Consider the following 20395-nt stretch of genomic DNA (forward strand, 5'->3'; position numbering starts at 1 on the left):
GATTTCAATCGATACGTCACGCTCTCCGCGTTCTCCCTGGCAGAGCGCTCCCTGTCAGATCGCCCGACTACAGTGGCACCGTCCCCAGGAAGGCGAGCATCGTCATGGCATCGAGCCCCACGCACCGCCGCGCGGCGCAACCCGAGAAGGGCCTGCAGCCGCCGCGTCAGCCGGCACTGGCGCTCGACGACCTGGCGGAGGGCTTCCCTGGAGACCTCACCCCGCACGACCGCTGCGACGGGCTCCGCTTCGCGGACGTGGACCTCGCGGGACGTGACCTCACGGGCACGACCATCGCCGAATGCGAGCTGACCGGCTGCGACCTCCACGAGACCCGGCTCGACCTGTCCCGCATCCTCGAGACCCGCATCGTCCGAGCGAACGCGCCCGTCCTGAAGGCCGCCCGCTCCACGTGGCACGAGGCCCGCATCGAGTCGTCGCGGCTCGGTGCCGTCGAGCTCTACGAGGCCGAGCTCGACACGTTCGCGATCACCCGATCGAAGCTCTCGTTCGTCAACCTACGCGGCGCGACCCTCAAGGACGTCACCCTCACCGACTGCGTGATCGACGAGCTGGATCTCAGCCAGGCCACCGCCGAGCGGATCGCCTTCCGCGACTGCCGCATCGACACCCTGCTGCTGCACGGTGCACGCCTGCAGCACGTCGACCTCACCGGCGCCGATCTGCACACCATCGGAGGGCTCGACTCGGCGCGCGGCATCGTCGTCAGCTCCGAGCAGCTGCTGGACCTGGCGCCGGTGATGGCGGCGCACCTGGGCATCATCGTCAGCGACTGAACGTTCGACGCCGGTCCGCCACCGCCTCGTCCGGCACGCGCGGAGCAGATTGCCTGGAATCCTCGCCGCGAGCGCGATACGTTGCCAAGGGGCTGTCATCAGGAGGGCGCGCATGGATCGACGCAGGGGGATCCACGTCGGCTGGATGCTGCTCGCCGTCGTGTTCGCGCTCGCGGCGGTGTTCCTGTGGCAGGTCCAGACCGGCACCTGCACGGACTGGGTGGATGCGCCCGGCGAGTGCACGGTCTCCCCCGTGCCGAGGATCTCCGCGGGGATCCTCCTGCTGCTGGCGGCGGGCTTCGCCCTGAAGGCGTTCACGGCGAACGTCGGCGCGGAGCAGGCGTTCCAGTCGCCGCTGAGCGTGACCGCTGACATGCCTAGGCGCGTGGCGCGGCTCCTCTACCGGCGCGACCGGTGGGGGCTCGACTACGCGCCCGACGTTCCTCCGTGCGCTCCCCCGGTGTCGCAGGCAGCGGACGCGGTCGCGCGGCGCGAGCAGTACGGCGCGATGCTCACGTCGATATGGGACGACGCGGTGGCCACCGAGCACGTCGACCTTCCCGTCGGGCCGGATGACGGCCCGCAGCTGTGGGCCGCGCTGGGCGAGGGTGTCGACGCTGACGACGGTGCGTCGCTCCGCGCGTGGACCGCGGCGCGTCATCAGGAGTTCGTCGCCACCGCCACGCAAGGGCCGCGTCACGATCCCGCGTGGCTGGCACGCGAGACGATGCTGACGGCTTCCCCCACGGTGTTGCGGCACATCGCCGTGCTGCCGGTGGCCGGCGACTGGCTGCAGATCTCAGGGACGACGGTGCTCGTGTCCTTCGCGCTGTACCGCGACCCGAAACGTTTCCTCGCGGCGCTCCACGAGCGGCTCGCGGGCTAGTGCAGCACCGCCGACCTCACACGGTCAGGAGGCGATCGGCAGCTCCGGCGCCAAGGCGCCCGCGCGCCATTCGCGCGGAGTCATCCCGTGCTCCCGACGGAAGGCCCGCGTGAAGGTCGTCGCATCGTCGAACCCGGCGCTCACCGCGATCTCGCCGATCGACACGTCCGCGAGCGCAGGGTCGGCCAACCGCGCCGTGGCCACGGTCAGCCGCCGGGTGCGCAGATAGTCGCTGGGAGTCATGCCCACCTCCTCGAACACGTGGTAGACCGTGCGTCGGGAGAGGAAGAACTCCGAGGCGATGTCGTCGACCCTCACGCGTGGGAGGTTGACCGACACGAAGTCCTGGATCGCGCGCAGGAGTCCTCCACGAGTCCTGGGCAGTACCCTCGTGCCCTCCGCGGACGCGCGGATCATGGTCGCGGCGAGGTCCTTCGCCACCTCTGCGGCCGCCTGCGCGCCGCTGGTGCGCGTGAACGAGCCCTGCCGGTGCAGATCGAGAGCGTAGGTGAAGAAGACCCTCGTCGCGTCGGACGCGGGGACCGTGAGGCGGTTCAGACCGCCGCGGACCGCCTCCGAGGGCGCGTCGAGCGCTGCGCGGGAGACCTGGACGATCAGCTGCTGCTGCCCTGGCTCGGAGTAGTCGAGGTAGTAGGGCGAGTCCGTCGCGTACATCGACGTGGAGCCTGGTCGGACGGCCACCATCCGCCGGCCCTGGCGCACGGTGCCTCGCGAGGCGACCTGCAGCGAGAGGTGCAGGTCGTCCACCTCGGCATGGGCGGCGAGGCGCTCGGACCTGTCCACGGTGTGCCCGTCGGTGGCGACGCAGGAGATCGAGATGCTGTCATCCAGCTCGAGGTGATCCATCCGGCCCGTGAAGCCGGGCTCGAAAGACCCGAAGTTGATCGGGATGAAGCAGCGGCTGACGACCTCCTGCCATTCGTCCGCGCTGCGTGCCGCGTGAACAACCATCACCGCCTCCTTGCGCTGATTCCCGAAAAATAGGCCGCCGCCACGGGATTGTCAACAAGATTGCCGACCATCGAGGATGCCCCAGGCCGTATGCCCAGGTCAGAACGGGTATGCGGCGATCTCGCCCTGCATCGTCACCCACTGGGTCTCGGTGAACGCCTCGATGTTCGCCTCATGGCCGCCGAACCTCACGCCGGTGCCCGAGTCGCCCACCCCGCCGAAGGGCGCCTGCGCCTCGTCGTCCACCGTCTGGTCGTTGATGTGGACGATGCCGGTGCGCATGCGATCGGAGAGCTCGAACGCCTTGTACGCGTCACCGGTGAGGATGCCCAGCGACAGCCCGAAGGGCGAGGAGTTCACGAGCTGCACCAGCTGGTCGATCGTCGAGAACGGCGTCACCGAGGCAACAGGGCCGAAGATCTCCTCCTCGAACGCCGCGACGCCAGGGGACACGTCGGCGAGCACCGACGGCTGGTAGAACAGGCCCTCGTACGTGCCGCCCACCACGAGCCGCGCCCCGGCCTCGACGCTCCGTCCGACGATCGAATGCACCTTGTCGCGCTGCCCCCGATCGATGATCGGGCCCAGCGGGGCACCGGTGTCCGGAGGACCCGCCACGATGTGACCGGCCTTCTCGGCGAGCAGCTCCACGTACCGGTCGTACAGGCTCTCGTGGACAAGATGACGGCCGGTCGTCATGCAGATCTGTCCCTGGTGCAGGAACGAGCCCCAGGCCCCGGCCGACGCGGCAGCCTCGACGTCAGCATCCTCGAGGACCACGAGCGCGTTGTTGCCACCGAGCTCCAGGTGAACGCGCTTGAGCAGCTGACCCCCGCGTGCCGCGATGGCGCGACCCGCCGGAGTGGAGCCCGTGAAGGAGATCACCGGCACCCGCGGCTCATCGACCAGGGCGATGCCCACGTCGGCCCCGCCGGGCACCACGTTGAACAGGCCCGGCGGCAGCCCTGCCTCCTCGAGGACCGCCGCCAGGAACAGGCCCCCCGCGATCGTCGTGCGCGGATCCGGCTTCAGCACCACGGCGTTGCCCAGCGCGAGCGCCGGTGCGATCGAGCGCGCTGCGAGGATCGCCGGGAAGTTGAACGGGGCGATCACGCCGACCACGCCGACCGGAAGCCTCCTGGCGAGGCTCATACGCGGACGCCCTGTCCTCAGCAGCTGGCCGTACGGCATCATCGCCGTCGCGGACGCCAGGTGGTACTCCGACGCGACCAGCCCGGCCTCGAACGCCGCCTTCCCGGGAGCCGACCCGGCCTCGTCGCCCAGCCACCTCGCCAGGACGTCGACATGCTGCTCGATCAGCAGCGCGGCGCGACGCATCACCGCCGATCTCTCCTCGGGCGAGGCCGCCGCCCACGTCCTCTGCGCGCTCGCCGCGAGGTCGACGGCGGTCTGCACGTCGCCCGCCTCGGCGAGCGCGAAGGTGCCCACGCTCTCGCCCGTCGACGGCGAGACGGCGTCCGCAGTCCGGCCCAGGTGGGTCCATCCACCCAGGTAGGTGCTTCCTTCCCACATGCCCTGATCGAAGAAGGCCATGGCGGCTCCTCCCTTTCCTGCCGAGTCCGGCGACTATTCGGTGTGTGTCGAGTCCATGCGCGTCTCAGTCCTTCACAGGCACAGGGGCCTCGGCGGGTCGTGGACGAGCGCTCGAGTCCGCTCCCGGGAGCGGGATCACGCGGTGGCCCACCGGGAAGACGCTGATGTCGAAGCGCGACGTGAGCGCGCACCAGAGGCCGTTCGGGAGGAACAGCGTCACCGCGATCGCCAGCACGCCGAGCACCACGAGGTACCACAGCCCGAGCTGGCTGAAGTAGATGTCCATCACCCAGTAGATGACCGCGCCGACGATCGGCCCTTCGATGGTGCCGATCCCGCCGATCAGCACCATGAAGACCATGAAGGCGGAGAAGCTGACGGAGAAGATCTGCGACGGCGACTGCACCCCGATCGCCTGCAGGCAGATGATCGAGCCGGCCAGGCCCGCGCCCATGCCGGCGACGACGAACACGATCCGCTTGGTGCGCCCCACGTGGATGCCGAGCGCCCGGGCCGCGACCTCGTCGTCCCTGATGCTCTGCAGGGCCACGCCCATGCGGCTGCGCAGCAGGAACAGGGTGGAGATCAGCGTCGCGGCGAGGATGCCGAGCGCGAGCCAATAGGTGAACAGGTTCCTGAGGATCGGATCAGCGGTGTAGTCCACGATGCTGCGTCCGCGGCCCGCGCCAAGCGAGTCGAAGCGGATGACGACCTGCCTCACCACCTCGGCGATGACCCACGTGCCGATCGCGAAGTAGCCGCCGCGCAGGCGGAAGGCGACGAACGAGAGCCCGAAGGCGATGACCCCGATCGCGATCGACGCGATCAGCGCGCTCGAGTACGGATCCATCCCCAGGTCGTTGAAGACGAAGATCCCGTACGCCCCCAGCCCGATGTACGCCTGCTGCCCCACCGACACCATGCCGGCATAGCCCGCCAGCAGGTTCCAGGTGGTGGCGAGGGTGATCAGGTAGAAGAGCTTGATCCACTGGCTCGTCACCGCCGGCTCGAACACGTACGGCGCGAACGCGAGCAGGAGGACCGCGACCGCGCCAGCCACCTGCATCGTGATCATGCGCGTGCGAAGCCTGTCGACGCGCACCGTGTCCGCGGAGAGAAGCTGCATCAGACGGCCACCTTGCTTCGGACGATTCCCGTGGGGCGGAACATGAGGACGGCCAGGAACACGAGGTTCCCGACGAGCAGCGGCAGCTCCGGGCTGATCACCCCGGCGAGGGTCTGGGCCACGCCCAGCACCACCCCTCCCGCGAGCGTCCCCCACAGGGAGCCGAGCCCGCCGATGATCACGGCCTCGAACGCGAACAGCACCGCCAGGTGGCCGTCGAACGGCGTCACGCCGCCCTGACGCATCCCGAAGAACACGCCCGCAAGCGCGGCGATCCCGAACGCCAGGCCCATCGCGAGCGCGTACACCCGCCGATGGTCCACGCCCATGAGGCGCAGCGTCTCCGAGTCGTCGGCCGCCGCGCGCATGTAGCGTCCGGTGCGCGTGCGCGTGAGGTAGAGCTGGGTGCCCGCGATGAGCAGCACCGCCACGATCATGGTGAGCAGCGGAAGCACGCCGATGCTCACGCCCTCGACGATCGTGATGCTGCGCACGGCCAGATCGCCCGTGGGGATCGTCTGCTTGTTCGTGGTGAAGAGCTCGATGAGCGCGTTGGGGATGATGATCGCCAGCCCGAACGTCACCAGCAGCGGCGCCAGCTCGCCGATCCTCAGCGCCCGCTGCAGCAGGAGCCGCTGCACCCAGTAGCCCGCGAACCCGAGGACCGGCACCACCAGGATCAGGCTGATCCACACGCTGATGCCCAGCCGGGACAGCCCGATCGCGGCGATGTACGCGCCCACGGTCATGATCTCGCCGTGCGCCAGGTTGACGACTCGCAGGACGCCGAACGCGATCGAGAGTCCCAGCGCTGCCATCGCGAACACCCCGCCCAGCAGGATGCCCTGCACCAGGGCGTTGACGACTACCACCCGGCACCTCCCGTCGTCGGCCCGCCATCATCCCCGCCGGGGCCTGAGCCCGCGGGCGTGGCCACATGACCGAAGTAGGCGTCCGTGATGGCTTCGTGGGTGAGGCTGTGGGGCGTGCCTTCGAGCACCGCCTCGCCCTCGAGCATGCAGACCAGCCGGTCGGCGACGGCGAGCGTGCGCTGCAGGTCCTGCTCCACGAGGATCACGGCGAGCCCGCCGCCGCGGACGGCGGCAAGCGACTCGTACAGTTCGTCGATGACGATCGGCGCGAGCCCCAGCGACACCTCGTCGAGCAGCAGCACGTCGGGATTGGACATCAGCGCTCGGCCGATCGCGACCGCCTGCTGCTGCCCGCCCGAGAGCTGCGACGCGTTGCGCTCCAGCAGGGGCCTCAGCATCGGAAGGACGTCGGCGACGGCGTCGACGTCCCAGCGCCCGGGGCGCCTCGACCCGGCGCCGACCAGCAGGTTCTCCCGCACGGTGAGCGAGGCGAAGAGCCGACGCCCCTCCGGCACCAGGCAGATCCCACGGCGGTTGCGCTCGAAGTCCCGCAGGCCCGTCACGTCGTCCCCGCGCAGACCCACCGCCCCCGCGACGGGACGATGCGCGCCGGCGAGGACGCGCAGCAGCGTCGACTTGCCGGCACCGTTCGCTCCGACGAGCGCGAGCAGCTCTCCCTGGTCGACGTGCAGGGACACGCCGGACACGGCGCGCACGTCGCCATAGCGCGCGTCGATCCCCTCGGCGGTCAGAAGAGGCGTCACAGCCCACCTCCCAGGTAGACCTGGCGCACCTCGGGGCTGCGCATCACCGCGCTCGGTTCGCCGTCGGCGACGATCACCCCCGAGGCCAGGCACACCAGGCGCTCCACGACCGCGAGCAGCGCCTTCACCACGTGCTCGATCCAGATGATCGTGATGCCCTCGGAGTGGAGCTGCCGGATCGTGAGGATGAGGCTGTCGCACTCGGCCTCGGTGAGGCCGCCCGCGATCTCGTCGAGCAGCAGCAGCTGCGGGTCCGTCGCGAGCGCCCGCGCCAGCTCCAGCCGCTTGCGCCCCAGCAGCGGGAGCGTGCCTGCGGGCGTGTTGGCGTCGGGCAGCATGTCGGCCATCTCCAGCGCCTCGAGCGCCCGCCGATCGGCCGCATGCCCGTGCAGGCCCGCGCCGTACGACGCTCCGGCGAGCGCGTTCTCGAACACCGTGAGGTGCGTGAAGGGGCGTGGGATCTGGAACGTGCGGCCCATGCCGGATCTGGCCCGGTCCGCGGGGCCGACGCCGGTGACGTCGCGCCCTGCGAACCGCACGACCCCCGCGGTCGCCTTCTCGGTGCCGTTGATGACGCTCAGCAGCGTCGACTTGCCCGCGCCGTTGGGACCCACGATGCCCAGGGCCTGCCCGGCGGGGACGGTCAGGTCGACGGAGGTGAGCACGTCGAGCGCTCCGTACGACTTGGCCACCGAGTCGACCTCGAGCAGGGGCGTCGCGGCCTCCGCCTGAGTGCTCACTTCCAGATCAGCTCCTGGAGCGAGCGGTCCACCGGGAGGTCGGGGACGTCGCCGGCGTCGACGACGACCCATTCCCAGCTCCCGTCGTCGGCGAGCTGCCACTGACCGATCGCGGTCGGGATCGTGGCGATGCCCGGGAAGGGTCCGCTGGTGAAGTCGATCTGACCTCCGAGCGTCATCATGTTGATCGAGTCGAACGCGGCGTTGACCGCGGCCCCGTCGTGCGGGTCGCCGGCGGCCTCCAAGCCGGCCTTCGCCACCTCGAACAGCGAGAGGTTCAACGGCGTCGCCTGGTTCCACACCAGGCCCTGGCCCTCGGGGCTGGCCTGGAAGTTGTCGATCCACTGCTGCGGCGTGAGGTTGTCGAAGCTCGACGTGTAGGGGAACGTCGGTCCCCACCACGTGGCGAAGGCGAGCCCCTGGCCCAGGTCGTCGGGGATGGACGGCACGGTGGTCGGGAAGAAGAGCGCCTTGCCGATCGTCGCGACCTTCGGCTGGAAGCCCTGCTGCGCGGCCTGCGTCCAGAACGTCACGAAGTCGGCCGGGAGCGGGATGCCGGAGATGATCTGGACGTCGTTGTCCTTGAACGTCTGGATGATCGACGTGAAGTCCTGCGTGCCGTCCTCGTAGGCGCCCGGGTCCACGATCGTGTAGCCCGCGGCCTCGGCGTACGGCGTGTAGCCCGTGGTCGGGTCACGGAAGGCGCCGCCGTCGGAGTCGTTCGGCCACAGCACGCCGACCTTCTTGTTGGTCTCCACCTGGTCCCACGCGAGAGGGTCGATGTTGCCGAAGCCCTCGATGCCGAAGAAGAAGTGATGCGACCACTTCATCGGGTTGTCCGGCCCGAACCCGGCGCCGAAGATGACCGCCTGCCACGGCGCGTTCGCGGTGAGGCACGGCACCGCGTTCGCCTCGCACTGCGCGATCACCGGGTTCACGGTGTCGGGCGTCGACGTGGCCATCAGCAGGTCCACGTGCTCGTTCGTGATGAGGTCCTGCGCGAGCTCGCCTGCCTTCGCGGCGTCCGAGCCCGAGTCGCGGTCCAGGATCTCCACCTGGTAGGTCTTGCCGTCGATCGTGATGCCGTCGGCGAACTGCTGACGCACGTAGCTGAGCATGTACGGGTCGCCGTCGGTGAACCCGGCGAGCACACCGGTGGCCGGCGCGATGTAGCCGATCTTGATGGTGTCGGTCGCGCTGCCGCTAGCCGATCCGGAGGTGTCGGTGCCTCCCGTGCCTGCGGGGGTGCATGCGGCGATGGTGAGCACCGCCGCTGCAGGGATCGCTGCCAGGGCAAGGCGACGTGCGCCGCGCGGGCGCCGTCCATCTGCTGCAAGGTGGTTCATGGGGACTGTTCCGTTCCTTGTGTGTCCACGCCGTTGTGGGCTCGTTCAGAGTAGGAACGGAAGGCCCTTCGCTGGGCCCAGAAGAACGAACGATGCGCAAAACGCCGATTGCGCGCGCTAGGTTCGCGGTATGGACATCCGCGTCGATCCTGCGCTGGCGGCACCGCCCTTCGAGCAGGTGCGCGACCAGATCGCCGCGCAGATCATGGACGGTCGGCTCGCCGATCAAGCGAGGCTCCCGGCGATCCGCGCGCTGGCCACCTCCCTGGGGTTGGCCGCGAACACGGTCGCGAAGGCGTACGCCGAGCTCGAGGCGTCCGGGCTCGTGGTGACGGCGGGCCGGAACGGCACCCGCGTCGTCGGCCAGACGGTGGCCGACGCGGGGCTCACCGAGGCCGCCGACGCGTACATCGCGGCGGCGCGCAGCCGCGGGCTCGACACCGACGCGCTCGTCTCGCTCGTCCGCACCAGGGCCGCGTCGTGACCCGGCCCTCGGCCCCTGCCAGGGCTCGGTGACGCCCATGCTCCCCGCGCGCCGCGCCCAGACCGACGCCCCGGACGAGCACGCCTACCGCGCGTCCGTGCTCTCGATCGGCTGGCAGGTCGCCGCTGTCTGCGCCGGGCTCGTCGTCGCGGGTGGCGCGCTCGCCCTTCTCTATGTGTGGTGGCAGACCACGCCCGCCCAGCTCAACGAGTCGCACGGGTCGCATGACGTGCTGATCTACATGAATCCCGTGGACCTGGTGGTCGCGGGGCTCATCGTGGGGGCGGGGGCGGTGCTGTGCGCCGGCCTGGCCGCATGGCTGATCGCCCGCCGCGCGATCCGGCCGCTCGACGAGGCGTTCCGCATGCAGCGCCGATTCATCGCCGACGCCAGCCACGAGCTGCGCACCCCGATCGCCGTGGTGAGCGCCCGCGCCCAGCAGCTCGCTGCGATGACCCCCGAGGACGACGAGCGCCGCGACGTGGTGGACGCGCTTCGTGAGGACGCCCGGATCATGTCGGGCGTCGTCGACGAGCTGCTCGAGCTCGCGTCGGACTCGGGCGCCACCGCGCGCGACTCGGCGGAAGGCGACGACGCATGAGCAAGCGGCTGCTCCTGGTCGAGGACGACCCTCGACTGGGCCCGATCATGCGCGACGTGCTGACCGCCGAATGGGAGGTGACGCTCTGCCCGTCGGCCGAGGAGGGGCTCGCCGCCGCGGCCGGTGGCGTCTTCGACGTGATGGTGTGCGACCGTCGTCTGCCGGGAATGAGCGGCGAGGACCTGGTGAGCACTCTGCGGTCCCGGCGCATGAGCCTGCCGATCCTCATGCTGACGGCGCTCGGACAGGTGCATGACAAGGTCGAGGGCCTGGAGGCGGGGGCCAACGACTACCTGGTGAAGCCGTTCGAGTTCGAGGAGCTCACCGCCCGCCTGCGCGCGCTGACCCGCGACTACTCAGGTGCCGCGGCAGGGATCGACATCGGCGGCTGGGTGTTCTACCCCGACGACAGCTGCATCGAGTCGCCCTATGCGGGGCGGATCATGCTCACGGGCGCGGAGACCACGCTGCTCGCGGTGCTCGCAGCCCAACCGCAGCGCACCTTCTCACGGGAGCAGCTGCTCACCGCCGCCTTCGAGCATGGTGCGAGCGTCACCACGGTCGACACGTACGTCCACTACCTTCGACGCAAGACCGACCGGGACCTCATCACCACGGTCCGCGGCGTCGGCTACCGGCTGGGCACCCCGGCCTGACGGCAGGAGCCGGTCCAGGCGCGCCAGGATCACGTCCACCGTCAGCCACCGCGCCACGGGCGCCATGGCGAGCGCCCAGCAGACCGATGCGATCACGTCGGTCGGGTAGTGCAGGCCGTCGCTCACGACGGCCAGCCCGATGAGCATGATCGCCGCGACGCCCGCCACGATCACGCCGCGCGCCCACCTGGTGCCCTGCACCAGGTAGTACGCAGCGAGCACGATCGCCACCACGAACGCGGTGTGACCGCTGGGGAACGACCCGTCGGTCTGCGCCGGAGCGTACGGGTGGGTGAGCATCGACGGGTCGGGACGGGCCCTGTCGACGACCACCTTGAACACCTCGGTGGGCAGCCACGTGAGCGCGACCACCCCGCCGAACGCGAGCGCCAGGCGCAGATCACGGGTCGCGCCCCACAGCACCGCCGCGAGGACAAGGACCAGCGGGATCGCGAGCGTCGGCTCGAGCGCGCGGTAGACGCCGGTGGCCACCGCGCCCCAGGCGCCCACGTGAAGGTCGTTGAGCGCACGCACCATGCCCGCATCGATCGGGTGGTCCCTCACCACCAGGCCGAGCACGAGGACCAGGACCGCCATCACGGCGACCGTCACCACCGCGGCACGCGGCGCGTTGGTCGGGCGCAGCAGGGCGCCGCCGAGCCGGCCGTCGCGAGGCGAGGTCATCGGGCCGCGCTCTCGATGGTCGGGTCGCCCGCACGATCGGCCATGGGGACGACGAGGTCCGCGCCGGCGACCGCCTGCGCGGCCTTGCCCGCGCGCATACGCCGCAGGGCACCGATCGCGATCGGCAGCAACGACACGACCACCACCACGATCATCAGCACGTCGATGTTGTTCGCCACGAACGGGATTCCGCCCAGGAGCACTCCGACGGTCGTCATTCCGACCACCCACAGCGTCGCACCCACCACGTTCCACAGCAGGAAGCGCCGGTAGCGCATGGCGGCGGTGCCGGCCGCGAGCGGCACATAGGTGCGGACGATCGGGACGAACCTGCCCAGCACCAGGGAGAATCCTCCGTAGCGGGCGAAGAACTGCTCCGCCTCCTCGAGCCGATCGGTGCGGAGCACCCGGGCGTCGTCCTTGAACAGGCGGCGACCGACGCGTCGGCCGAGCAGGTAGCCCACCTGGTCGCCGAGGATCGCCGCGGGAACGCCGACGAGCACGATCTGCCACGGCGCGATGCCCAGCGCACCTGCGAGGATCGCCGCAGTCACGAGCAGCGAGTCTCCGGGCAGGAACGGGAACAGCACGCCCGACTCGATGAAGATCATCACCGCGATGCCCACCAGCACCCACGGTCCGAAGGAGTGCAGCAGCGTGCCCGTGTCGGGCAGCAGGCTCAGGTGCAGGCCCGTCATCGGCCGGCCCCGTTCGTCGTCTCGGTGATCACGTGGCGGTCCTTCTCTCGTTGGCGCGTCGAGCCCAGGCTCGGCCAGGCTCGGAGCGATTCACTCACCAGCGTGAGTGCAGCGCGCCAAGAAACGTCCAAGGATCGGCAGGGAGGTGGGGCGAGCGCTCGAATGGCGCGAATCGACCCGGGGCCGCACCATGGGGTCATGCCTGCACAGGCGACGCATGGCGGTGCTGAGGGGTCCGTCAAGGCTGCGTCGTTCCTCGCCCTCCATGCCGGCGACGGCTTCGTGCTCCCGAACGCGTGGGACGCGGGGTCGGCACGGATCCTCGAGCAGGTGGGCTTCCCTGCGATCGCGACGACGAGCGCGGGCATCGCCTGGTCGCTCGGCCTGCCGGACGGCGGACCGCTCGATCGGGACACGATGCTCGAGCATGTGGCGCAGATCGTCGCCGCAGTCGACGTCCCCGTGACCGCGGACCTTGAGGCCGGCTACGGCTCCACGCCAGAGGAGGTCGCGGCGACGGTCGCGGCGGCCGTCCAGCTGGGCGTCGTCGGGGCGAACATCGAGGACGCGGTGGCGGGCGAGCTGTTCCCCATGGACGTGGCGGTGGCGCGGCTCGAGGCAGCACGCGCGGCGGCGCCGAAGGGCACCTTCGTGCTGAACGCGAGGACGGACACCTATTTCACGGGCCGCGACGACGAGGCGTTCTCGCGGACCGTGCTGCGCGCGCAGCGCTATGTGGAGGCGGGCGCGGACTGCATCTTCGTGCCTGGCGTCGTGGAGGCGGAGACGATCCGCGACCTCGCGCACGCGATCCCCGGCCCGCTCAACATCGTGGCGGGGCTGTCCAACACGATCGATGCGCGCACCCTGTTCTCGCTCGGCGTCACCCGCGTGAGCGTGGGCGGCAGCCTGGCCCGAGCGGCGCTGAGCCTCGTGGAGCGGGCCGGCAAGGAGCTGCTCGAGTCCGGGAGCCTGCGGTTCCTGCAGGGCGCGGTGCCCTACGGCGTCCTTCAGCGCCGGTTCCGCGCCTGACGCGCCGGCGCGCCGCTCTCAGACACGCCCGTCGGGCGACGGGAGGCCCCCCACGGATCGATCACGCGGACGCCGGTCCTCGCGAAGTCACGGACGTTCCTGGTGGCGACCGCTGCCCCGTGCGCTTGCGCAGTGGCTGCGATCAGGCAATCGGTGACACCAGGTGCTTGCGGATCTGCGAGCATCTCGGCGGCGACGAAAGCGGCCGACGGCGGGGTCAGCCCGCGGGTCAGATGCCCTGCGCGGAAGCGATGAGGTTGCTCTTGGGCAGCGACGCCGCCTCCTGCGTCGCGTCCACCCACGTGACCACGTCCGCCACCGCCGCCCAGTTGGAGTGCAGCAAGGCCATGAGCGTCGTGTGCACCGTACGGGAATCTGCGTTCGAGGCGGCGTTGAAGAGGTCGATCGCACCTGTCGCGTCGGAGAGCACCTCGATGCCCAAGCCCCGCGTGGCGCCATCCACCGAGGTGCCGAGCACGCAGTTGTTGGTCATGTAGCCCACGAGCGTGAGGGTGTCGATCCCCTCCTGGCGCAGCCACTCCTCCAGTCCTGTGCCCGCGAGGACCGAGGCATGGTGCTTGACGACTCGCTTCCAGTCGGCACCGACCCGCGTCGCGAGCGCGGGATGCAGCTCATAGCCCGGCGTGCCGGGGGCGAACACCGGCGCGCCCTGGCCGCTGTCGTGCTGCACGACGACGATCGGGATGCCGGCGGCCTCCGCCGCGTCAGCCGCTTCGAGGATCCGCGCGAGCGAATGCTCCCGCGGAGGGAACTGGATCGGCAGGCGACCCGTGAAGTACTCCTGCTGCACGTCGATGATCACGAGTGCGCGGCGGGGCGCGGTCATGGGTCCTCCTCGGCTCGACCGTCGTCCACGCTACCCGCGCCGCGCTCCTAAGGCCGGAGCGCGACCGCGACGCACGGCACAGGTCGCGCGATTCGCACCCCAACCTTTCCGGCGCGTGCAACGTCTTCACTATGGGGCCCGGAAGGGGCCATCATCACTGTCCGGGGGGACCAGGTGAAGACGAGCACACGTCGGAGGACGGCTTCTGCATGGGCGCTGGGGGCGCTCCTCGCGGCCGGATCCGTGTCCGGCTGCACGACGCAGGCAGTTGCCGACGAGCACAGCGGCGAGGTGTCGGCGTCCGAGATGGCATCGGCAGGGTACGAGGAGCTGGCCACCCGCCTGCTGGCCGGGATCCTGGACTCGAGCTACGGGCCCACGCTGGCGTCGTTCGACGGCAGGACGGTCCCGGCGCCAGGAAGCATCAGCGCGCTGCAGACGTCGAGCACCACGGACTACGCCGCGTGGGATGTCGACGCGCGCGCCGAGCGCCAGCAGGACCCGACCGAGCGCGCCGCCGCCATCGGGCAGGTGGTGCCGTTGAGCGACGCGGCCCTCGCCGAGGTGGCGTCGCTGATCGAGAGGTGTCGCAGCCTCGAGGAGCAGGCGGCGCCCGGATTCTCCGATGTGGACATCGTCACCGCCACAGTCGAGACGGCGGGCGTGGAGGCCACGGTCGCGGACCCCACGGGCGACAGGCTGGTGAAGATCACCAGCCACCTCACCGAGCACTACCGGTCGGGAGTCGTGTCCGAGGCGTACGACGACACGTACGTCACGTTCGACGCGACGACGGGCGAGGTGCTCGGCATCCGCCCCGCCACCGACTCGGGCACCTGGTAGCCGCCTCCGGGGTGACCGAGTGTCGGTCAGGGCGCCACGATCAGGCGCCGCCTGCACCGTCGACCTGAGCACCCGCCTCATGCGCCACGCTGAACGCGTAAGGCGCGCCGCCAGGATCGAACCAGCTGCCGACCACCAGGCCCGACGCGTCGACGGCGATCATCGCGAAATGCACCTGGTAGGCCGTCTCGCCGACGCCTGAACCATCGGACCAGCCGCTCGCGGTGGTCTCCCCTGTCTGGCACACACCGGGGAGCAGGGGCGATGCGCCGACACGGACGTCTGACGGCACGTCGTCCTCGGTGGTCGCTGGGAAGACCCAGAGCGGCTCAGACGTCACGATCACCCCGTCGCGGGTGACGACGACCGTCGCGTAGAACGTGTACTCGCTGTGCGTCTCGGTGGCGGCGAAGACCCGGCCGAACACCGTGTCCCAGCCGGCACGGGCAGTCGGGTCGCCGCTGATCGGGGTTCCGTTGGTGCCGAACGAGGTACCCACGTAGAGGTTCGCAAGGTCCTGGACATCGACGCCCGTCGAGATGGAGCGCGGGAGCGTCGCACCGCAGGCGAGCGAGACGTCGCCCAGTGTCGTCGGACCGACCAGCGCTTCGGGGTCGCCGGCGCGCTGGTACACCCAGGTCGCCACAGGAGCTCCCTGAGCATCGACGAGCTGCGCGACGAGCGTCACCGACTCGTCGCCGCCCGCAAGGTATCCGTCGTCGGTCGACGAGCCGCAGGATCCGGAGATGGCGATCCCCGCGGTGTCCGCGTAGGAGCTCGCCTGGACGAACCCGGCAGGAGGCGAGGACAGGACGGACGTGGCACTGGACGTGGCGTAGTCCATGGACGGCACGAGGCCGGTGACCACCTCGCCCGTGGACGCGACGCTCATGGTCCGCAACCGCAGGGGCTCGGTCGCCTGAGCGCCTGCCCCGAGGGTGACGGTCGCGTCCCAAACCGTGCTTGCGATCGGGTAGATGCCTCCGCCATCCACGGCCGTCACATACACAGCACCGCCGTCTGCGCCGGCGACGTCGTGAGAGTCCGACGTGAGCGTCGTGCCCGCCGGAAGCACGCCGGGCTGCTGCACCGTCACGCCAGGCGTGAGCGTGAGCCGGTCTCCGCACGCCACTGCGTGGTCGCCCACCGCGAACGCCGCGTCCACCACAGGAGTGCTCGCGTCGATCGTCAGGCTGTACGTCGGCGAGGGCGTGACCGCCGGCTCAAAATGCTCCGGTGCCGCGGGGCGCAGCGCCACGGCGATGGCCACGACCGCGACCACGGCGCCGACCGCAACACCGCCCCGCCATGCCAGGCGGGTACGACGCCCGCGCTGGATCCGCGACCAGTCCAGGTCCTCGGCCGAGGACGACGCGACCCGGTCGGCCACTCGAGCACCTGCATCGTCCATCCCGGAACGAAGCATGTCTCGCAGCTCGCTCATCGCCGCACCTCCCGAACCTCGACGACCTCGTCGTCATCCACGGCCTCGACGCCCCACAGGCTGCCCAACCGCGCGCGCCCCTCCTTGAGATAGCCCTTCACGGTGCCCTCCGAGATCCGCATCGCATGCGCGATGTCCGCGACGGTCAGGTCCTCGATGTACCGGAGCGCGATGGCCGTGCGCACGCGTGGCGCGAGCGTCGCCATCCCGCGGGCCACCAGGTCAGCGCCGTCGACTGCCGCCGTGCCGTCGTCCACCGACTCCTCGCGGGCCAGCACCGGCAGCGCACCGGTCCATCGTGCCTGCCTTCGCAGGGCGTCCAGGTGAAGGGTGCGGATCGCGGCGCGCACGTACGCCTCGGCGCCCGCCACGTCGCGGAAGCCGCGCTTGCGCGAGAACGCCTTCACGATCGCGGCCTGCACCAGCTCCTCCGCCGCCGAATACGAGCCCGTCAGCGCGTACGCATGCGAGCCGAGTCGCGGCAGCGCCTGTGCGTGCAGCGCGGCGAGAATCTGCTGATCGGACATCGAACCCCCTGTCGAAGGGTAGACGCACGAAGAGAGGCTTCCGTGGGGGTTGGCCCCAATATCCGAATACCAAGCAGCGGCGGCGACCGCTCGTCGTCATGCCTGCCTGTCACACATCGGCGGTTGCTGGACACTACTGGGCATGAGGGAACTGCAGGCGAGTGACGCGTCCGAGTGGGCGAGTGCCTGCGCGGGCGACGGCGGTGCGCTCGGGATTCTCTTCGACCGTCACAGCCCACGGGTCTTCCGCCACGCACTGCGCCTGCTGTCTCACCGCCAGGACGCGGAGGACGCCACCGCTGCGGCATTCCTCGAGCTGTGGCGCAAGCGCGGTCAGGTACGGCTCGTCCGAGAGTCGGTACTGCCGTGGCTCTTGGTCGCGACGACGAACCTCAGTCGCAACATGGCTCGGTCGACACGCCGGTATCGGGCGCTGTTGGACGCGCTTCCGAGGAGTGAAACGTCTCCGTCTGCCGCGGACGTCTTGGCCGCTGTGCCATCCGACGTGCTGGAGCACATCGACCCTGAACTCGCCGCTGCGATCAGGCGGCTCCCGAAAGCGTCTGCGGCACTGTTGGCGCTGACAGCGTTGGAGGGCATGTCGACAGTGGACGCCGCACAGGCGATGGGGATGAGCCCAGCGGCGGCTCGGACGCGCCTGTCACGGGCTCGCGCCCAGGTGCGCGCCTCACTCGGCGAATCCGCGCTCGACGACGAACTGAAGGAGGTCCGTCATGGTTGACACGCTCGATCCCGTCTTCGCCGCAGCACTGCGCAAGACGCTCGTCGAGACCGCCGACGCCTCAACGCGGCCGCGTCCGGCGTGGTGGCGTCGAGGGTGGATCGTCGGTGGAGTCTCGCTCGCGCTCCTCGCCGGCGCGGGGGCGGCTACCGCCGGACTTGTCGGCACGCCTGGCGGAGAGGTCAGCACTGACCTCGGCGAGGCGGTCACCCAGACTGGCGTGGGCGACGGCAGCCTGTACCTCGGTGAGGCACCCCAGGGCGCGGACGCGGTCGAGTACACGTTCGAGGCGCTCACCGGCGGGAGCTTCGCACTCGGACCTGGCGGCACACACTTCGTCTACTCCGACGCGGAGGCCGCCTCGGTCTCGACCACCGGCGGCGGCCAGTTGGAACTGTCCGACGTGGTCGACGGCTACCTCACGATCACCACCACAACCCCGGACGCCGCATGGTCCATCACCGCAGCGTACGTATCCAACGAGCCCGTGCCGCTAGCCACCAACGCCCGCGGTGAGACATACGGCACCAACGCGTACGACGCGGACCCCGACCTCATCTCCGCCTACGCGACCAACGGCAAACTCGGCTACATCCGCCGCGAAGACCTCCAAGCCCTTCAAGGACCCCTGCCTACATCGCCGACAGGGGCCGCCGCACAGATGGAAGACCCGAACTACGGCACAGGCGACATCCCCGTCTATGAAAGCGACGGCATCACCATCATCGGCCAGTTCCACGTGGGCTAACGCCCGAACCAAAGCCAGGGAAACTACTCAGACGGGCTTACCTGGTCGAACCGCAACTCAGGGGCGTCGCGCGATCTCGCTCTTCGCCGGTGAGCGCCGTCGGGCTTGCACTGGCGACTCAGTCCCTGGTCGGTTGCGGGCGGTTGACCTCGCCGCATTCGTACAGGGCCCCAACCTCTGACATGGGTTGTTCGCTCTACCCTGCGATCAGGAGTTGATGGATGAGAGACCGGGAAGTGGTCGAGGCGCTATGTGCGAGGTCGATGCGACGCCTCGGTGCGTACGCCCTCGCTCTTGTCGGAGCCTGAGCCAAGAGTCCGGCACCACGGCGCGACGCGTTCATGATCGCCGCGCATATTGCTCATGAGGTCGCGACCTACCGCGCCATGGCCTGGCGTGCCCTGCCTAACCGTTCGCCGTGTCCGGACCCTTCGTGATGAGAGACCGTGGCTCGTCGGGGTAGTGGCTCTCGACGACGGCCACCGTCGCGTCGCTGCACTTCAACCTCTCGGGCGGGGAAAAGGCACCGTGTTGGTTGATCTGCGCGGTCCAGCACTGGACCGCGGACTTCGACACTTGATTCAGGCCGTCAGAGACGCTCACTTCTGACACGTCGGTCACCGTGAGCGTGGCAACGCCACCCTCGACTTCGAACGTTCGCAGCCAGCTCCCCCGCGGAAGGCCCGTGATCTCGTTGGGGAGGTCCTTGTCGCTGATGCCGAGAACCCGAGGATTGAGGCAATCCGTGACCCACTCTGGGGGCGAACTGTCCTCGAACTCTGGGTTGGAGACGAGACCGGAAGTCACGCAGGTCACGGCCTCGGCGTGCACCCTCCCCAAGCCCTGCAGCGCTGCCCGCTCTGCGGTGTTGTATGCGCGGTCGTACGAGTCGCATGAGGACAGTGCGATCGCCGAGACAACGATGCATGTACTTGTCACGATGCGGGTGCGCCAGCCCGGGCGTGTCCACCGAACACGCAGCCCACTCGCCGCGAGCAACATGGTCACGGCCGCAGCCTGCCGGACCCATGCTCAGACGGGCCCTGAATCTCACTCATCAACCAACCCCCGACGGTCTTGCTGGCGTCCAGATCCCCCACAGCCACACCAGCAACAACGCAACCATAGGCGAGAACGTTGGGGTCCCTCGAAGAATGAATGGAAGACACACCTCCATAGACGGCCGCCACGAGAGGTCGCAAGCCGGGCCCGGCGCCGTGATGTACGTCGGCGAGCACGCGCAAGATGCCTCTGGGCCGGCTGCAGCCGTGAAGCGCCAAGTGCGACCGTGTCGTCTCGACTGCGAGACGTCGTACCAGGCGCGTCGGTCGAGAGGAAGTCGTCGATGCTGTCGCTGAAGTCCTCGAAGTCCTCCTCCGCGGACGGCGCACCCACGCGGACCGCAGGGATCAGCGGGTCCGATCCGAGGACCGCGAACGCCAGGCCGACCGCGCCGACGCCGGCCAACGCACCGAGCGCTCGGAAGGGCCACGGCCCCACGGATGCGCTCCACACCAGCGCCCCTGCCAGGCCCGCGAGGGGATACGCGACATCGATGCCTAGCGCGGGCACCCACATCATGGAGAGCTGCCCGTAGTGCGAGGCAGCGACGATCGTCAGCAGGACGGAGATCACGGTACCGGCGATCGCCCCGACCGTGTGAGGGACCCCGGTCAGCTTCTTCGCGATCAGCGTGAGCAGCACCGGACCGCCGATCAGGGCTGCCGCGACGTATCCGAGGCCGATCAACGCGCCGAAACCGGCGACGAGGACTCCCCCGGTGCCGAACTGCACCACTGCCCACAGCACGGCGGCCGCCGCGGCGAGCGCGACAAGGGTCCTCGCCCACTCTGGCCATCGGCCCCGCGGTCGGGCCTCCCACGGCTCGACCGGTGCCTGTGTCTCACTCATGTACCTGATCCCCCTGCTGTCATGCCAGCCGTGTCCCCCCGCCCTTCATACCAGCCACAACGCAGCGACACCTACGAACGTTGGGGTGACGGCGCGCGACGATGCATAGGAAGGTGCGCAT

22 protein-coding genes and 1 pseudogene are annotated in these 20395 nt (G+C 69.9%); 9 read left to right on the plus strand and 14 right to left on the minus strand.

Annotated features, from left to right (window positions below; genetic code table 11):
• Positions 1–104: 104 nt before the first annotated feature.
• Together RN607_RS13730 and RN607_RS13735 are read left to right on the plus strand one after the other, a co-directional pair.
• A complete protein-coding gene (locus tag RN607_RS13730) occupies positions 105–797 on the plus strand; it encodes a pentapeptide repeat-containing protein (protein ID WP_313543197.1) in 693 nt (230 codons plus the stop codon).
• 112 nt (positions 798–909) lie between these two features.
• The gene (locus RN607_RS13735; RefSeq protein ID WP_313498113.1) at positions 910–1683 is read left to right on the plus strand and encodes a hypothetical protein; all 774 of its coding nucleotides are present in this window, start codon (positions 910–912) and stop codon (positions 1681–1683) included.
• 24 nt (positions 1684–1707) lie between these two features.
• On the opposite strand, the gene RN607_RS13740 is transcribed toward RN607_RS13735, so the two are convergent.
• The 7 genes from RN607_RS13740 to RN607_RS13770 all read right to left on the minus strand — a co-directional run bounded on the left by RN607_RS13740 (position 1708) and on the right by RN607_RS13770 (position 9057).
• Positions 1708–2655, minus strand: coding sequence for a helix-turn-helix transcriptional regulator (locus RN607_RS13740; RefSeq protein ID WP_313498115.1), 948 nt, complete (start codon positions 2653–2655; stop codon positions 1708–1710).
• 99 nt (positions 2656–2754) lie between these two features.
• Positions 2755–4209 carry an aldehyde dehydrogenase family protein gene (locus RN607_RS13745; RefSeq protein WP_313498118.1) on the minus strand — a complete coding sequence of 485 codons (1455 nt, stop codon included), beginning with the start codon at positions 4207–4209 and terminating at the stop codon, positions 2755–2757.
• A gap of 64 nt (positions 4210–4273) precedes the next feature.
• Positions 4274–5335, minus strand: coding sequence for a branched-chain amino acid ABC transporter permease (locus tag RN607_RS13750; RefSeq protein WP_313498120.1), 1062 nt, complete (start codon positions 5333–5335; stop codon positions 4274–4276).
• Positions 5335–6207, minus strand: coding sequence for a branched-chain amino acid ABC transporter permease (locus RN607_RS13755; protein ID WP_313498123.1), 873 nt, complete (start codon positions 6205–6207; stop codon positions 5335–5337). The genes RN607_RS13750 and RN607_RS13755 overlap by 1 nt, the downstream gene beginning before the upstream one ends.
• Positions 6201–6971 carry an ABC transporter ATP-binding protein gene (locus tag RN607_RS13760; RefSeq protein WP_313498126.1) on the minus strand — a complete coding sequence of 257 codons (771 nt, stop codon included), beginning with the start codon at positions 6969–6971 and terminating at the stop codon, positions 6201–6203. The genes RN607_RS13755 and RN607_RS13760 overlap by 7 nt, the downstream gene beginning before the upstream one ends.
• On the minus strand, positions 6968–7711 hold the full coding sequence (locus RN607_RS13765) for an ABC transporter ATP-binding protein (RefSeq protein ID WP_313498128.1): 744 nt from the start codon (positions 7709–7711) through the stop codon (positions 6968–6970). Before RN607_RS13765 ends, RN607_RS13760 begins: the two co-directional genes overlap by 4 nt.
• The gene (locus tag RN607_RS13770; protein ID WP_313498131.1) at positions 7708–9057 is read right to left on the minus strand and encodes an ABC transporter substrate-binding protein; all 1350 of its coding nucleotides are present in this window, start codon (positions 9055–9057) and stop codon (positions 7708–7710) included. Before RN607_RS13770 ends, RN607_RS13765 begins: the two co-directional genes overlap by 4 nt.
• A gap of 130 nt (positions 9058–9187) precedes the next feature.
• Between RN607_RS13770 and RN607_RS13775 the strand changes: the two genes are divergently transcribed.
• Genes RN607_RS13775 through RN607_RS13785 form a run of 3 tightly spaced genes read left to right on the plus strand, consistent with a single transcriptional unit; the run spans position 9188 to position 10798 of the window.
• Positions 9188–9541 carry a GntR family transcriptional regulator gene (locus RN607_RS13775; RefSeq protein ID WP_313543199.1) on the plus strand — a complete coding sequence of 118 codons (354 nt, stop codon included), beginning with the start codon at positions 9188–9190 and terminating at the stop codon, positions 9539–9541.
• A 37-nt stretch (positions 9542–9578) separates the two neighbouring features.
• Positions 9579–10142, plus strand: a complete 564-nt coding sequence (locus RN607_RS13780; RefSeq protein ID WP_313543201.1) for a sensor histidine kinase — start codon at positions 9579–9581, stop codon at positions 10140–10142.
• Complete coding sequence (locus RN607_RS13785) at positions 10139–10798, plus strand: response regulator transcription factor (protein WP_313543203.1); 660 nt, start codon at positions 10139–10141, stop codon at positions 10796–10798. The genes RN607_RS13780 and RN607_RS13785 overlap by 4 nt, the downstream gene beginning before the upstream one ends.
• 102 nt (positions 10799–10900) lie before the next feature.
• Here RN607_RS13785 and RN607_RS13790 read toward each other — a convergent pair.
• A pseudogene (locus tag RN607_RS13790) lies at positions 10901–11482 on the minus strand (phosphatase PAP2 family protein); the annotation flags it as partial.
• Positions 11479–12180 (minus strand): DedA family protein, encoded by a 702-nt coding sequence (locus RN607_RS13795; RefSeq protein ID WP_313543205.1) that lies wholly within the window; start codon positions 12178–12180, stop codon positions 11479–11481. The pseudogene RN607_RS13790 and the gene RN607_RS13795, both read right to left, overlap by 4 nt.
• 198 nt (positions 12181–12378) lie before the next feature.
• Between RN607_RS13795 and RN607_RS13800 the strand changes: the two genes are divergently transcribed.
• Positions 12379–13212, plus strand: a complete 834-nt coding sequence (locus RN607_RS13800) for an isocitrate lyase/PEP mutase family protein (protein WP_313543208.1) — start codon at positions 12379–12381, stop codon at positions 13210–13212.
• A 229-nt stretch (positions 13213–13441) separates the two neighbouring features.
• Here RN607_RS13800 and RN607_RS13805 read toward each other — a convergent pair whose 3' ends face one another.
• Entirely contained in the window at positions 13442–14059 is a 618-nt protein-coding gene (locus tag RN607_RS13805) for an isochorismatase family protein (protein WP_313543209.1), read from the minus strand.
• Between the two features lie 174 nt (positions 14060–14233).
• On the opposite strand from RN607_RS13805, the gene RN607_RS13810 reads away from it, so the two are divergent.
• Positions 14234–14902, plus strand: coding sequence for a hypothetical protein (locus RN607_RS13810; RefSeq protein WP_313543210.1), 669 nt, complete (start codon positions 14234–14236; stop codon positions 14900–14902).
• A 40-nt stretch (positions 14903–14942) separates the two neighbouring features.
• Here RN607_RS13810 and RN607_RS13815 read toward each other — a convergent pair whose 3' ends face one another.
• Complete coding sequence (locus RN607_RS13815; protein WP_313543212.1) at positions 14943–16346, minus strand: hypothetical protein; 1404 nt, start codon at positions 16344–16346, stop codon at positions 14943–14945.
• Positions 16343–16873, minus strand: a complete 531-nt coding sequence (locus RN607_RS13820) for an RNA polymerase sigma factor (protein WP_313498156.1) — start codon at positions 16871–16873, stop codon at positions 16343–16345. Before RN607_RS13820 ends, RN607_RS13815 begins: the two co-directional genes overlap by 4 nt.
• Before the next feature lie 142 nt (positions 16874–17015).
• Here RN607_RS13820 and RN607_RS13825 point away from each other — a divergent pair, with 142 nt between their 5' ends.
• Positions 17016–17615, plus strand: a complete 600-nt coding sequence (locus tag RN607_RS13825) for an RNA polymerase sigma factor (RefSeq protein ID WP_313543213.1) — start codon at positions 17016–17018, stop codon at positions 17613–17615.
• Positions 17608–18363 carry a hypothetical protein gene (locus tag RN607_RS13830; RefSeq protein ID WP_313543215.1) on the plus strand — a complete coding sequence of 252 codons (756 nt, stop codon included), beginning with the start codon at positions 17608–17610 and terminating at the stop codon, positions 18361–18363. The genes RN607_RS13825 and RN607_RS13830 overlap by 8 nt, the downstream gene beginning before the upstream one ends.
• Before the next feature lie 405 nt (positions 18364–18768).
• Here the strand turns inward: RN607_RS13830 and RN607_RS13835 are convergent, their stop codons facing one another.
• The gene (locus RN607_RS13835; RefSeq protein ID WP_313543217.1) at positions 18769–19371 is read right to left on the minus strand and encodes a hypothetical protein; all 603 of its coding nucleotides are present in this window, start codon (positions 19369–19371) and stop codon (positions 18769–18771) included.
• A gap of 42 nt (positions 19372–19413) precedes the next feature.
• Entirely contained in the window at positions 19414–20274 is an 861-nt protein-coding gene (locus tag RN607_RS13840; RefSeq protein WP_313543219.1) for a hypothetical protein, read from the minus strand.
• Positions 20275–20395: the final 121 nt, after the last annotated feature.

This window comes from Demequina capsici (assembly GCF_032102965.1).
GTDB classification, from domain to species: Bacteria; Actinomycetota; Actinomycetes; order Actinomycetales; family Demequinaceae; genus Demequina; species Demequina capsici.